Source organism: Pedobacter psychrophilus (assembly GCF_001652725.1).
GTDB classification, from domain to species: Bacteria; Bacteroidota; Bacteroidia; order Sphingobacteriales; family Sphingobacteriaceae; genus Pseudopedobacter; species Pseudopedobacter psychrophilus.
Genome location: NZ_LWHJ01000029.1, coordinates 39,359 through 51,738, shown reverse-complemented (window position 1 = coordinate 51,738; position 12,380 = coordinate 39,359). Strand labels below are relative to the sequence as shown.

The 12,380-nt window shown below is 32.2% G+C and carries 14 protein-coding genes; 11 read left to right on the top strand and 3 right to left on the bottom strand.

The window, feature by feature from the left end:
• Positions 1-118: 118 nt before the first annotated feature.
• Entirely contained in the window at positions 119-1,231 is a 1,113-nt protein-coding gene (locus A5893_RS12505; RefSeq protein WP_068822921.1) for a DUF4407 domain-containing protein, read from the bottom strand.
• Between the two features lie 163 nt (positions 1,232-1,394).
• On the opposite strand from A5893_RS12505, the gene A5893_RS12500 reads away from it, so the two are divergent.
• The 11 genes from A5893_RS12500 (at position 1,395) to A5893_RS12450 (ending at position 9,999) form a co-directional block, all read left to right on the top strand.
• Positions 1,395-1,775 carry a hypothetical protein gene (locus A5893_RS12500; protein WP_068822920.1) on the top strand — a complete coding sequence of 127 codons (381 nt, stop codon included), beginning with the start codon at positions 1,395-1,397 and terminating at the stop codon, positions 1,773-1,775.
• Between the two features lie 33 nt (positions 1,776-1,808).
• Positions 1,809-3,641 carry an outer membrane protein assembly factor BamB family protein gene (locus A5893_RS12495; RefSeq protein WP_068822919.1) on the top strand — a complete coding sequence of 611 codons (1,833 nt, stop codon included), beginning with the start codon at positions 1,809-1,811 and terminating at the stop codon, positions 3,639-3,641.
• An 84-nt stretch (positions 3,642-3,725) separates the two neighbouring features.
• Positions 3,726-5,156 (top strand): hypothetical protein, encoded by a 1,431-nt coding sequence (locus tag A5893_RS12490; protein WP_068822918.1) that lies wholly within the window; start codon positions 3,726-3,728, stop codon positions 5,154-5,156.
• A gap of 251 nt (positions 5,157-5,407) precedes the next feature.
• The gene (locus A5893_RS12485) at positions 5,408-5,722 is read left to right on the top strand and encodes a rhodanese-like domain-containing protein (RefSeq protein WP_068822917.1); all 315 of its coding nucleotides are present in this window, start codon (positions 5,408-5,410) and stop codon (positions 5,720-5,722) included.
• Positions 5,722-5,949, top strand: a complete 228-nt coding sequence (locus A5893_RS12480; protein ID WP_068822916.1) for a DUF6358 family protein — start codon at positions 5,722-5,724, stop codon at positions 5,947-5,949. Before A5893_RS12485 ends, A5893_RS12480 begins: the two co-directional genes overlap by 1 nt.
• Positions 5,950-5,970: 21 nt before the next feature.
• Complete coding sequence (locus A5893_RS12475; RefSeq protein ID WP_068822915.1) at positions 5,971-6,876, top strand: prohibitin family protein; 906 nt, start codon at positions 5,971-5,973, stop codon at positions 6,874-6,876.
• Positions 6,877-7,058: 182 nt separating this feature from the next.
• Entirely contained in the window at positions 7,059-8,261 is a 1,203-nt protein-coding gene (locus A5893_RS12470; protein WP_068822914.1) for a sensor histidine kinase, read from the top strand.
• Positions 8,242-8,763 (top strand): DinB family protein, encoded by a 522-nt coding sequence (locus A5893_RS12465; RefSeq protein ID WP_068822913.1) that lies wholly within the window; start codon positions 8,242-8,244, stop codon positions 8,761-8,763. Before A5893_RS12470 ends, A5893_RS12465 begins: the two co-directional genes overlap by 20 nt.
• Complete coding sequence (locus A5893_RS12460) at positions 8,760-9,188, top strand: hotdog fold thioesterase (RefSeq protein WP_068822912.1); 429 nt, start codon at positions 8,760-8,762, stop codon at positions 9,186-9,188. The genes A5893_RS12465 and A5893_RS12460 overlap by 4 nt, the downstream gene beginning before the upstream one ends.
• A 207-nt stretch (positions 9,189-9,395) precedes the next feature.
• Positions 9,396-9,665: a hypothetical protein gene (locus tag A5893_RS12455; protein WP_068822911.1), complete on the top strand. Its 270-nt coding sequence runs from the start codon at positions 9,396-9,398 to the stop codon at positions 9,663-9,665.
• Entirely contained in the window at positions 9,655-9,999 is a 345-nt protein-coding gene (locus A5893_RS12450; protein ID WP_068823138.1) for a type II toxin-antitoxin system PemK/MazF family toxin, read from the top strand. Before A5893_RS12455 ends, A5893_RS12450 begins: the two co-directional genes overlap by 11 nt.
• A 5-nt stretch (positions 10,000-10,004) precedes the next feature.
• Here the strand turns inward: A5893_RS12450 and thrC are convergent, their stop codons facing one another.
• Together thrC and A5893_RS12440 are read right to left on the bottom strand one after the other, a co-directional pair.
• The gene (thrC, locus tag A5893_RS12445; protein ID WP_068822910.1) at positions 10,005-11,306 is read right to left on the bottom strand and encodes a threonine synthase; all 1,302 of its coding nucleotides are present in this window, start codon (positions 11,304-11,306) and stop codon (positions 10,005-10,007) included.
• 106 nt (positions 11,307-11,412) lie between these two features.
• Entirely contained in the window at positions 11,413-12,339 is a 927-nt protein-coding gene (locus A5893_RS12440) for a homoserine kinase (RefSeq protein ID WP_068822909.1), read from the bottom strand.
• Between the last annotated feature and the right edge of the window lie 41 nt (positions 12,340-12,380).

The window sequence follows — 12,380 nt, the reverse complement described above, 5'->3', positions numbered from 1 at the left end:
ACATAAAATGAATATCTCAATTATACATTTGCATTGTTATTCCTTTGTACAGAATAATCATACAATAGTTTAGGTTTAGTTAAAATGAGTGAGGCGTTGTGATAACGGCTCACTTTTTTTATATCTCCTGGTCTAAATCCTTATCTTTCTTTCGCTTTAATAGAATTTTCTTTTTATCAGTTACCACATCATTTCTGGTCTCTAATATATTATCAATTACAATTAACTTATGGTCTTTATCTTTTTCACTTTTATAGATTGAAACAGCTTCTACGTTTTGCAGAGCAATATCGTAAGGGCCTTTATCGCTCATTAATTTAACAAAAACGGGTAAGCATTCTAATAATATAAATAGGAAAGAAATAAAAGTTATGGCTAAATAAGTATCAATATCCCTAGATCCGTCAGGGTTAAAAGAAAGCTGACCTAATGCATAATTTCTATCTGCAAAACCTGCAATATTAACTAAACTATCTAATTGGGTTTCATTAAAAAGTTTGGTGCTATTTAAACCTTCAATTTCTTTTCTGGTACTTAAAATTTTATCCATCTGAGATAAATCACTTCTCACTTGGGTAAGCCTTTCTACTTTTTGGTTTACAACTGCTTCTTTTTGTTTGGCATAAGTTCCGTATCCATTAATACCGCTAGTTTGATTGGTTTTATCACCAAAAACTTCTTGATTTAAAACATATCTTGAGCGGTTAATATCCTTATCTAAAGAGTCTTTTTCATCTCTTAATTCGCCGTATTTAGCCAATTCTAAGCTGTATTTATTATTGAAGGCTTTGTTTAAAGTATCAATTTTTGAACGCTGCCCATTCAAATAACTTGTCTTTAATTTTTGGCGAATTTCCTTATCAAAAATCTTTAACTCTAATGGGCGAGATATAATGATACCGATCATAATTGCCAACAAAATACGAGGTAAAGCCTGCATAATTTGATGATTGGTAGATCCTGTTTTTTTAATGCTGGCAACTATATATCTATCCATATTGAAAATTGCCAAACCCCAAATCAACCCAAAAAATAGAGCAAAAACTACAGCTACCGGATTTCCAGAAAAAACAAAATACATGGCATATCCGCCAGAAAGACAGGCGAATAAAGCTGTAAAAAATATAGTAGCACCAATGCCAACATATTTATTGTGCTCTGTAGAGTTTTTAACTAAAGTTTCTATATGTGCTCCGGAGCAAAACCAAAAAAAGTCGGTAATTTTTTTCATTATTTGATATTATCAATTATTGTACAAAGAACGTTAAATCCCGGTAATTTATATCCTTCAAATTTCAGATGCTACTCAGTATTAATGGGTATATAAAAATACGCAGTTTTACGTATTTTTTTAATTTACCTATATCTATACTTTTACTAAAAATAATTATACCATGAACATAAAAAATTTCACTAAAGTATTTTTAATCTTTTCAATTATGCTCGTAAGTTTTAATTCTTTCTCTCAGAAGAAACAAATTTTAACTGAAGAAGAGCAGGTGCAAGAAGAAGTAGGAAAAGAAATTGAGACAGCTTTTAAGAGTGAAGCATTCTTAAAAAAGATGAGTAAAAAGTTTCCAACTATAAAAGGATATGTAGTTACTGATATTTCTGTAGTTCAAAATGGAAAGATCGCAACATTTTTTAAAGTAGATTCTGACATTAAAGACAATGATTTCTTTGAATTTCTATCAGATTATCTACTCAATTACAAATTCAACTTTAAACTTCCAAAACAACAAAAATATAAGATAAGACAAACAATAGAAATTTAAAATCAACTTAACAATCACACAAACAAAAAAACCATGAACAAAAAAATTATTGCGTTATCTCTACTGCTTATAAGTGGTGGGTTTGCGGCCAATGCACAATTTGGTAAACTAAAAGAAAAAATGGGAGGCCTGGTGGCCGGTAAAGGGAGTAAAATGTCTGGAAATTTTAAAACCGTATGGGAATCAGAATTTTCAAACAAAGCTACCGTTTTAGCTGTAACTGGCTCTTCAGGAGATAGTTATGTATTAGGAACAGATGAAAATTCGGCTTCCATATTAAATGGAGATGGAAAGCAGGTTTGGGAGGGCGATTATAAAAATATTACCACCAATAAAACCAATAAATGTGATTATCAATATTCGATTTGGAAAGACGGCGGTAAGGGCGGTTACCTTTTCCTATTTGATGCTAGAAAATTAGGAACCGATAGGATTGCGGTTATTGATATGGGTACTGGTAAAGAACTTTGGAACAGTGAAAACTATCAAAATTTAATCCCTAAAGATAAAGGAGAGCTTGGAAGCAGTACATCAGATTTAGAGACTATAAAATATATTGATGAATTAGATGCTTTTTTAATAGCGCAAAAAGATGGGATGAACTTGGTTAAAGCGAAAACTGGAGAAAAGGTTTGGGAAACTAAGTTAATTAAAGGAGCTGTAGCAGAATATACATATGATAAAGCAAAGAATGAGATAGTGATGCTAAATTATAAACCAACTTTTATGGGTGCATTAATTAGTGGATTTAAAAATCAACTATTAAAAGTTAATGCCGCTAACGGTGAAATTATTTGGGATGCATCTTTTAGAGGAACTGTAGAAAAGGAATTGGTAACGCGTAAACCTGTTCTAGATTTATGGTTAAAAGGAGATAAAGTTTTTTTATGGTTAGATGGAATACAAGTTTATAATGCCAATAGCGGGCAAAAAATGTGGGAAGTTGCCTATGAAAATGATTTAGGTAAAACTACCAAAGTACCTTTTGGTGGTGGTGGCACACGAAAAGAAACTTATAGAATGCTCGCAGACCCTCTGTTTACTGAAGATGCAGTTTATTTAGTGATTTTCGCAACAAGAAACAGAACTAAATATGTTGAAAAGCATGATATAGCAACAGGTAAACTTCTTTGGGCTTCAGAAAAAATTGTAGGAGCTTATTCTATGCCAAAGATTTACAAATCTGGAGATAGAATTTTAGTACAAGTAGGTGGTAAAGTACAGGTACAAGAAATATCAACAGAAGGTGGTTCAGCAGCTTACGCATCTTTAGGGGCAAGCTCTGTTACTTATAAAATTTATTGGGATTACGTAGCACAAAAAAATAGTCTATTATCTTTAAATGATAAAGATGGTACAACAGTTTGGCGATCAGAAAAATTTGATAAACGTATTACTGATATGATCATTGATAATGATAAAACAGTTTTTATTGGTGATGGTGATGAGTTTTATTCTTATGATATCGCTTCTGGAAAACAACTTTTTGATGTAAAACACGGAAATGCGAAGGTTGGAAAAGCATTTGATGTAGTAGATTACGGAGATAATGTGGTAGTGATTTCAGAAAAAGGTTTGGCCAGCTATAAAAAAGCAGGCGGGGAAAGAAATTATGCAACCGATAAACTATCTGGAATTGATTATTGGTATGAATTAAACGGGAATTTCTTTTTAAGAAACCAAAAAAATAGTAAAAACATCATACATGGGATCAATATGGAAACTGGCGAAACAAAAGGAACTGTAGAGTCTAAAGGTAAAGGTGGTAGCCCGGTTTATGGAGATGGAATTGATATTTCTGAAGATGGCGAATATATATATGCCTTTAAAAATAAAAAAGTAGAAAAAATAAAAGTAAATAACTAAGATCTTTTGCTAAGTATAGCAATTGTTTGTGGTACGGTTGCAACCTAGGTTGCAGCCGTTTTTTATTAATTATAAAATAGAAATATGAAAAAGTTTATAATTCTACTGTTTTTATTTCCTGCGATTACGTTTGGTCAGCAAGTACAATGGGTTACTAAAGTAATCAAAAGCTCTTCAGATTTAGGTGGAAAGCAGTATAGCTCTAGAAGAATAATTGGCAAACCTGATGTTTTTCCTCAAGGAGGGGATAGTCCAAATGCATGGGCACCTAAAAACGCTCAAGATGGTCATGATTTTATTGAGGTAGAGTTTGAAAAAGCCCAAACTGTAAAACAAATAGCCATTTTTGAAAATTTAAATACTGGTTGCTTTGTAAAGGTTTTGGCTGGTACTGGTGATGGCAAGTATAAAGAAGTTTATAGAAGCACTATGAGTTACATGAATAATGATATGGGTGTTTTCCATAAAGCTGGTGCAGAGGGAAGAACTTATTACTTTGGCAGAAAAAGAAGAAAAGTTAATGAAGCATCGGATGTTAATAATAAACCAGGGATAGAATATGCCAAATTACAAGAACCCCTTGAAAATGTTAAAGCTTTAAAAATAGTTTTTAATTTTCAAAAGACCGAGGGTGATAAACAAATAGACGCAATAGGAATTTCAGACTCTGACATACCAATTGTTGCGGATGTAAATACAAGACAAGAATTTGAAAAGCTAGATAAACCGGTTTCAGTTTATACCTCTAAAAATTATTTTCATTTAGAGGCATTAAGAGATAATAAGCTTTATTTAAGTTTGTATAACGATAGTTATGAAAAATCTAAGATTAACTATTTAGATATTTCAAATACAAATAATCTAACTTTGACACAATTACCAGAAAGTATAAATAAAAATCCTTACCATAATTATATAGGTGCAATTATCGATACAAAATTTATAACAGGTAGTGCAGACTATAAAAAAGGAACTTCCGAAACAGGATTTAACGTTTATAAACAATCTGGCGAAAACTTTACAGAAGAAAAGCCTATACAAATAGTGGCCTATAACAACTTTGATAATGTGGCGGATTTAACAGCTAGTAAAGATGGAAGTATAATTGTAATGGCCATAGAATCAGATATTTCTCAAGGAGGTATGGATTTATATTCTGCTAAAATTAAAGATGACGGTACTTATTCACTCCTTCAAAATTTTGGCAAAAATGTTAATTCTGCAAATAATGAATTGCTCCCTTTTTTATGTGATGATGATAAAACTTTATTTTTTATCAGTAATGGGATAAGCAGTTATGGAAATGAGGATATTTATTATTCTGTTAGGTTAGACGATACCTGGAAAAAATGGAGCGATCCAATCAATTTGGGTAAAATTATAAATGATGAAGAATCTCAAGGATCGATGGTTTACGATAGTAAAAATGAAAATTTTTATTACCAAACTTTTAAAGATGGTAATTATCAAATAATGAAGGTTAAACTTCCGAAAAGCTATCTTTCCGGTAATTAATTAACAATTGATATTAAACTTTAAAGGATGCGTTAACGATAGTAACGGCATCCTTTTTTTGCTTCTATCCAATTTGCAAAATAGCAAAAAAAGATATAGTGGTCCGCCAGCTGGCGGATAAAACGCCCACATGAATGATATACTTTGAATTCTTCCTCAAAAATATAACCTAATTGTAAGTAAAATATAATACTCAATGCTTTCCTATTAACAAATTTCTTTTTTTCTACCTTTGATAAAAACAATTAAACATGAAAGAGATATCAGTTTTAGAACTAAAACAATGGAAAGAGGAAGGTAAAGATTTCCAATTGATAGATGTACGTGAGCCTTTTGAATATGAAATGTCTAATATTGAGGGAGAAAATATTCCATTAGCCGGAATTGTGATTGAGGCGGATAAAATTTCTAAAGATAAGCCTGTGGTAATGCAATGTAGAAGTGGTGCAAGAAGTGCCGCAGCAGTTAATCAGTTAGAAAGTTTAGGATATAACGATCTCTATAATTTAAAAGGTGGAATTTTAGCTTGGGCGGCTGAAATAGATGATAGTATTCAAGTTTATTAATGGGTAAGCACATCATCTTTAGTACAATTCTTAATATTTTACTTATAGTTTCTGCAATTGTAGGTTATTACAGCTTTAAAGCAGATAGCTTATTTATTGTTATCTTATGTGCTGCAGCTTTTGGACTTACTGTATTCTATAAGATTAAGCACACCAAGGCTGTGCAAAAAGAAATGAAGTATATTGCAGAATTAAAAGTGCAGAATAAAACTAAAAAGAAGAAATAACTCTTCTTTTAAAAACACAAAATGATACTAATCATACTCGGAATCATCGCTTTAATTATTGGCTTTGTATTAGTTAAACAACCAAACGAACAAGCGGATAAAGTGGGAAAAATTTTATATGTTATTGCCCCAATATTTATTTTATTAGGTGTTTTTACATCTTGTTTTAAAACCATTGAACCTGGGCAAGTGGGTGTGAAAACTTTATTTGGTAAAGTAGATAATGATGTATTATACAGTGGTTTAAACTTTGTAAATCCTTTAGTAGAAGTAACTGGATTTGATGTTAGAACACAAACCTATACTATGTCTGGAGACCGTGAAGAGGGTACAATTAAAGGAGATGATGCCATTAGAATTTTAACAGCAGATGGTTTGGAAGTGGTAATTGATTTATCCGTACTTTTTAATGTAAAAAGTAACGAAGCTCCCAGAATTTTAAAGGAAATAGGAACAGATTATTTAGACAAAATCGTCCGTCCGGTTTCGCGTACAGCAATCAGAGATAACGCCGTTTCTTATGACGCAGTTGCACTATATTCATCTAAAAGAGATGAGTTTCAAAATAAAATTTACAAAACTATAGAAATAAGTTTTGCAAAAAGAGGGTTGCAGTTGCAACAATTGTTAATTAGAAATGTTGCCCTGCCAGCATCAGTAAAGGCAACCATAGAATCTAAGATTAATGCAGAGCAAGATGCCCAAAAAATGACCTTTGTTCTTCAAAAAGAAAAACAGGAGGCAGAGCGAAAAAGAGTAGAAGCTCAAGGTATTGCCGATTATCAAAAAATATTATCTACCGGCTTGTCTGATAAACAATTACAATACGAAAGTATCAAAGCGCAGAAAGAAATTGCTACATCACCAAACGCAAAAGTCATTATTATGGGGAGTGGTAAAAATCCGGTAATTATTGGTGGGAATTAATTTTTATTATTTGAGTAGTATTTCTGGATTAGGATCTTAATATATTTCTTTCTTTAACTGTAATTGTAAAATATTTTATTAAAATCCGTTAAAGGGATAGTAAAATGAATTTCACCAAATCCTATCTAGATTTTAATATTAGCTTAATTTAAGCTTGCTGTATTTAATTAGGCATTCAAAAAATGAATCCATACCAACATAAAAAGCGCTGGAAATATCTACTATTATTTTTTGCTATTATTATCGCAACATCATCGCTTTGGTATACTGATTTTTTGGTTAAAGGGATATCAAAATCAGAGCGTACAAGGGCCGAGGTTTGGAGCCAAAGTTTAAAAAAACTGTTTGCTACAGATAATGATGAGATGATGAACTATCTTTTTACCGTAAAAGACAGTCTGATAGTTCCGGCCATTGTAACAGACGATAAAGATTCAATTACTGTTTACACCGCATTAGATACCACCAAAACTTATTATAAAATAGAAAAAGATAAAATATACGACCCTCGTTATTTTCAAAGACAATTACGCATTATGAAATCTCAACATGATGCTATTGTGATAGAAATGAATGGTAAAAAAAATTATGTTTATTATAAGGATAGTGATTTATTAAGCCAACTACGAGTTTTTCCCTACGTTCAACTCTCTGTTATAGCATTCTTTTTATTAATAGCCTACACTACATTTAATTCGTCTCGTAGAGCAGAACAAAACCAAGTTTGGGTTGGTTTAGCTAAAGAAACTGCGCATCAACTAGGAACACCAATATCATCTTTAATGGCTTGGATAGAATTATTAAAGGATAAATTTAATGCAGAAAGAGACCCTCTTATACTCCAAATGGAGCATGATGTAAGAAGGTTAGAAATAGTTGCCGATCGGTTTTCTAAAATTGGTTCTATGCCTATTTTAACCAATCATCCTATTTATCAAACCATAAAAGATTATGTAGATTATTTTAGCATAAGAGTAAGTGATAAAATAGAGTTTACCGTTACCGGTGATGAACAGCAAGAAGCACTAATAAATATCCCTTTATTTGATTGGGTAATAGAAAATATTTTAAAAAATGCAGTTAATGCAATTGATGGTAAAGGAAAAATATCTGTAAATATCATTGAAAATATAGTAAAAGAACAGATATTTGTAGATATTACAGATACAGGCAAAGGAATTCCAAAATCAAAATTCGAGGCAGTATTTCAACCCGGTTTTACTACCAGAAAAAGAGGTTGGGGACTTGGGCTTTCATTAACAAAAAGAATTGTAGAAAATTATCATAACGGACAAATTTTTGTTAAAGAATCTGAAATTGGAAAAGGGACAACCTTTAGAATAATCATAAAAAGCAGTTTAAATTATGTACCAACCATTAAGTAACGAATACGCACCATTTTACGAAGGATATATTAAATTGGCGGTTGCCGGCAATCAACCTATTTTAAAAAGGCTAAAAAGTCAGTTGAATGGCATAGATGATTTTTTAGCGGATATTCCAGAAAAGAAATATGACTTTGCTTATGCAGAAGGAAAATGGACTGTTAAAGAAGTGATTTCTCATTTAATTGATACAGAACGAGTAATGACTTACCGAGCCATGCGCATTGCCAGAAATGACCAAACAGAATTACCTAGTTTTGATCAGGACTTAATAGTGGCAAATACCTCAATAGATAAATATACATACAGTGATCTGGTGGACGAATTAGTAATGTTACGTCAGGCAAATCTATTTTTCTTTAAATCATTATCTGAAGAAGATATGAAGAAAAAAGGAACAGCAAGTGGAAATACAGTTTCTGCCGGAGCGTTATTGTTTATCATTTATGGTCATATCGAGCATCATTTTAATGTGATGAAAGAATTATATCTTAAAAAATGATCTGGTTCACAAAACCCGATTTAGAAGAATTGAATAATCGCCCAAAAAATAATATTGGCGGGTTGCTAGGTATAGAGTTTACGGAAATTGGTGATGATTTTATTAAAGCCATAATGCCAGTTGATGATAGAACCAGACAGCCTTATGGCATTTTGCATGGTGGCGCTTCGGTGGTTTTAACAGAAACTTTAGGTAGCGTAGCCAGTAATTTAGTTTTGGATACAAACTTTAAAATGGGCGTAGGTTTAGAAGTAAACGCCAATCACCTACGCCCTGTAAAATCTGGTTTTGTGACCGGGATATGTACGCCAATCCATATTGGCGGTAAAACTCATGTTTGGGATATTAAACTTTATAATGATAAAGGAAAAATAACTTGCATAAGTAGGTTAACTACCGCCATTGTTCCTGTTGTTAAAATTTAAACTTAATTTAATATAAAGGGCAAGTCCCTCTCCAACACACAAATCCAATTCACGGGCCGGGCTGCTTTCGGGTTCCGTAATTTTAGTTGGTGATTATGCACCAACAAAAATGTACCAAGCCATCGCATCCCTCTTGCAAAAAAAATAATCGACTATTTTTGAAATATATATAAAAATATATACTTTTGTATATTAAAATTATATATCATGAAAAGTATATTATTAAAAATAGACGACGAGCTTTTTGAAGAATTGGAAGATTCTATCAAAGATGTAAAAATTTCTAAAACAGCTTTTATAAAAACAGCGATTTCAGATGCTATTAAAAGTATTCAAAGAAAAAAACTGGAAAGAAATTTGAGAAACGAAATTAATTTGATCAGGGAGGATAAAGAAACACGGGCTGAGATGAAAATGTTTGAAGAAGCTTCATTAATAGATTTAGCTAAATTTTTAGATGATGAAGATGATTATTAAAAAGTATGAAATTTGGATAGCTGATTTAAATCCTGGATTAGGTACAGAACCAGGTAAAATTCGCCCTGTATTAATAGTTCAAAATGACTTACTTCATCAATTAAATCATATTTCTACAATTGTATGTCCCATCAGTTCTCAAAAAAGGGGGATTTCTGAGCTAAGAATTGCAGTTAAAGAATCTGTAACAAATGGTCTAAAAAAACCTTCCTCTATAGTAATTGATCAAATTAAAGCCGTTGATCTTTCTCGTTTAAAAGAAAAAATAGGAGTACTTGAAGAAAAATATGAGAAAGAAATTAAAAAAGCAATTTCTTTAATTTTGGATATTTGAAATATTTATCCAATCAAATATTTCTTAAAATCCTCAAAACTATTTTTCATTTCTAAACTTTTATGCTCTTTTTTATAAAGCTGTGCAACTTGTTCAGGCTCATCAAAAGGAATTCTTAATTCTTCAAAAACTTCAGGGAATTTACAAGGGTGCGCCGTTGCCAAAACAACATAAGCTGTTTTTTCTTGATCAGGGTTTAATAATTTATCAGAGGTTACTGCTAAGCAACCGGTTGCAGTATGTGGGCAAATTACATAACTGTGGGTATTGTAAACATAATAAATGGCCGATTTAATTTCCTCATCAGTATAAGAGTATCCAGTTAATTTTGTTTTTAACAGTTCTAAATCGTTATCAAACATATCTAAAACCCGTACAAAATTACTTGGATTACCTACATCCATAGCATTGGCTAATGTTTGTATGGAAGGCCGAGCTTTATAGATTCCCGTCTCTAAATATTCTGGAACCACATCATTGCTATTGGTCGCAGCTATAAACCTAGTGATGGGAATACCCATTTTGTAGGCCATTATTCCTGCTGCAATATTTCCAAAATTTCCACTTGGGGTCACAAAAATTATATTTTCATAGTTATCTTTTAATCTTGCATAGCTATTTGCATAATAAAACATTTGAGGAATCAATCTGCTGATATTTATAGAATTTGCAGATGTTAAGTTTAACTTTTCATTCAATTCTTTATCATGAAATGCGGTTTTTACCAATGCTTGGCAATCATCAAAAGTGCCATCTATAGCAATAGCCTCAATATTATTTCCGTTAGTAGTTAACTGTAATTCTTGTGTAGCACTAACTTTCCCTTTTGGATATAAAATAGTAACCTTAATTCCCGGAATATTTAAAAATCCCAAAGCAACTGCTCCGCCGGTATCACCCGAAGTTGCTACCAAAATTTGGATTTCTTTCTTCTCCTTTTTTAAGAAATGAGCCATAATACGGCTCATAAATCTCCCACCAAAATCTTTAAAAGCTAATGATGGTCCATGAAAAAGTTCTAGAATATAAACATCTCTTTCTAATTGATGTAAAGGAGCTTCAAAATTTACAGTTTCATCAACAATTGTTTTTAAATCTTCTGCAGAAATATCATCTTTTAATAAAGCATAAGCCATATCAAAAGCTATCTCTGGAAAAGATTTTCTATCCCAATTAGCCATCACCTCTTTATCAATCTGAGGAAAAAAAGTTGGCATATATAAACCTTTATCAGCTGGTAAGCTATTAAAAACCGCTGTTTCAAAATCAACAGATAAGTTTTTATTATTAGTAGAGTAGAGTTTCATTTTATTAGTTTGTTTGGTGGTCTGTTTGTTAATTGGTTGGGCTAGTAGTTCGTTCAGTTTCCGATTTAGCAATACCTAACAAACTAACAATCTAATCCCTAACAACCTACAAAATAACTGGTCCTTTTTCGTTAATTTCTGATAAATATATATTACTGTCAATACCTAACTTATTAAGCATTGCTTGCATTTCTTCTAAAGATTTTCGGGCATTTTCTTTCGATTTAAACAATGAAAAAACAGTTGGACCTGAGCCAGAAATCCCAAATCCTAAAGCCCCATTGCCCATTGCCAATTCTTTCATATTATCAAATTCTGGAATTAAAATAGAACGTATTGGTTCAATGATTACATCTTTCATACATCTTCCTAGTAAATCATAGTCATGAGTATAAAGCGAACTTACTAAACCTGCAATATTTCCCCATTGGGTAACGGCATCCTTCAATAAAACCTTAGAACGGATAATTTGTCTTGCATCACGAGTGGGAACATCTACATGAGGGTATAATAAAGCGCAAAATAATTTCGGAACAGGAAGTTGGATAACTTCTAAAGGGTCGTAGCTTTTTATTAAAGTAAAACCTCCAAATAGGGCAGGAGCAACGTTATCAGCATGTCCGTGTCCACAAGCTAAAGCTTCCCCTTCCATTGCAAAAGGCAATAATTCTAATCTGCTTAATGGTTTTCCTAATAATTCGTTTGCCGCAAATAATCCCGCCACTGCACTTGCAGAGCTAGATCCTAAACCGCTTCCCATTGGCATTTTCTTCTTCAATTTGAGGTTAAAGCCAACATCCTCACGCCCTAATTTTTTTAATAAGCTGATAATACTGGCACTCACAGTATTTTTTGATGGGTCTAAAGGTAATTTTCCCTCGTCACCTTCAATAGAAATAATGTTAACGCCTGGAGTATCGATCATTTCCATCTCCAATTCATCACCGGGTTCGTTTACTGCAAAACCTAAAATATCAAATCCGCAAACCACATTAGCAACGGTTGCCGGAGCAAAAACTTTTATTGATTTCATTAGCCTCATCCTAAATCCTTCCGCCAATTGGCGGAAGGACT

What these genes read in the sequence shown, in the direction of transcription:
- A5893_RS12470 (WP_068822914.1), top strand. Translation starts at nt 7,059, where the DNA reads ATGAATCCATACCAACATAAAAAGCGCTGGAAATATCTACTATTATTT.
- A5893_RS12460 (WP_068822912.1), top strand. Translation starts at nt 8,760, where the DNA reads ATGATCTGGTTCACAAAACCCGATTTAGAAGAATTGAATAATCGCCCA.
- A5893_RS12440 (WP_068822909.1), bottom strand. Translation starts at nt 12,339, where the DNA reads ATGAAATCAATAAAAGTTTTTGCTCCGGCAACCGTTGCTAATGTGGTT.
- A5893_RS12455 (WP_068822911.1), top strand. Translation starts at nt 9,396, where the DNA reads ATGAAAAGTATATTATTAAAAATAGACGACGAGCTTTTTGAAGAATTG.
- thrC (WP_068822910.1), bottom strand. Translation starts at nt 11,306, where the DNA reads ATGAAACTCTACTCTACTAATAATAAAAACTTATCTGTTGATTTTGAA.
- A5893_RS12505 (WP_068822921.1), bottom strand. Translation starts at nt 1,231, where the DNA reads ATGAAAAAAATTACCGACTTTTTTTGGTTTTGCTCCGGAGCACATATA.
- A5893_RS12500 (WP_068822920.1), top strand. Translation starts at nt 1,395, where the DNA reads ATGAACATAAAAAATTTCACTAAAGTATTTTTAATCTTTTCAATTATG.
- A5893_RS12480 (WP_068822916.1), top strand. Translation starts at nt 5,722, where the DNA reads ATGGGTAAGCACATCATCTTTAGTACAATTCTTAATATTTTACTTATA.
- A5893_RS12490 (WP_068822918.1), top strand. Translation starts at nt 3,726, where the DNA reads ATGAAAAAGTTTATAATTCTACTGTTTTTATTTCCTGCGATTACGTTT.
- A5893_RS12495 (WP_068822919.1), top strand. Translation starts at nt 1,809, where the DNA reads ATGAACAAAAAAATTATTGCGTTATCTCTACTGCTTATAAGTGGTGGG.
- A5893_RS12465 (WP_068822913.1), top strand. Translation starts at nt 8,242, where the DNA reads ATGTACCAACCATTAAGTAACGAATACGCACCATTTTACGAAGGATAT.
- A5893_RS12485 (WP_068822917.1), top strand. Translation starts at nt 5,408, where the DNA reads ATGAAAGAGATATCAGTTTTAGAACTAAAACAATGGAAAGAGGAAGGT.
- A5893_RS12450 (WP_068823138.1), top strand. Translation starts at nt 9,655, where the DNA reads ATGATTATTAAAAAGTATGAAATTTGGATAGCTGATTTAAATCCTGGA.
- A5893_RS12475 (WP_068822915.1), top strand. Translation starts at nt 5,971, where the DNA reads ATGATACTAATCATACTCGGAATCATCGCTTTAATTATTGGCTTTGTA.